The organism is Melaminivora alkalimesophila (assembly GCF_000282995.1).
Lineage (GTDB): Bacteria > Pseudomonadota > Gammaproteobacteria > Burkholderiales > Burkholderiaceae_C > Melaminivora > Melaminivora alkalimesophila.
Window position 1 is genome coordinate 1 of the sequence record NZ_ALEE01000316.1, and the last position, 559, is coordinate 559.

The 559-nt window shown below is 70.5% G+C and carries 1 pseudogene; it reads right to left on the minus strand.

Features of this window, described 5'->3' with window-relative positions:
* Positions 1 to 181: 181 nt before the first annotated feature.
* Positions 182 to 559: pseudogene (locus A612_RS05880) on the minus strand (DNA primase); the annotation flags it as partial.

A 559-nucleotide genomic window follows, 5' to 3' on the forward strand; every position in this document is an offset into this window, starting at 1 on the left:
GCAGGCCAGCGCGGACCCGGGACGGGTCTTCAGAGGCAAGATGTCTGGGCGAACATTTGGTGTGCAACCCTTGCGGGGGTGGCGGGGATGCGGTTGTGCGCTCTGGCACGGTCGCCCCGGGGCCGGAGGTGCTGCTGTCGCTCTTGCCGACAAACCTTACATTATACCGACGGGCCGAAATTCAAGAGGCCGGCGGGCGGGCTCCCTCCAGGCGCAGCCGGCGCTCCTGCAGCTCGCGGTAGCGCTGCAGCGCTTGCGGATCGTCTGCCGCGTTTTCGATCAGCAGCTTCTGCTCCTGCAAGATGGCGTCGACCAGCATGCGGTTGAGCAGGTCGCGCAGCTCCGCCCGCAGCTCGCGCTCCTCACCTTCCGTCTGGGCGTGGGAGCCGGTCAGCAGCCGCTGCGCCAGCGGCTGGCACTCGTGGCCGGCCAGGGCCTCGCGCAGCACCGCCCAGGGCTGGGGGCCGTGCTCGTGCAGCCGCGTCTCCAGCCACAGGAACAGGGGGCCGTGCGGCGCGGGCTGCTCGCGCAGCAGGCTGAGGTCCTCGTGCGAGAGGTC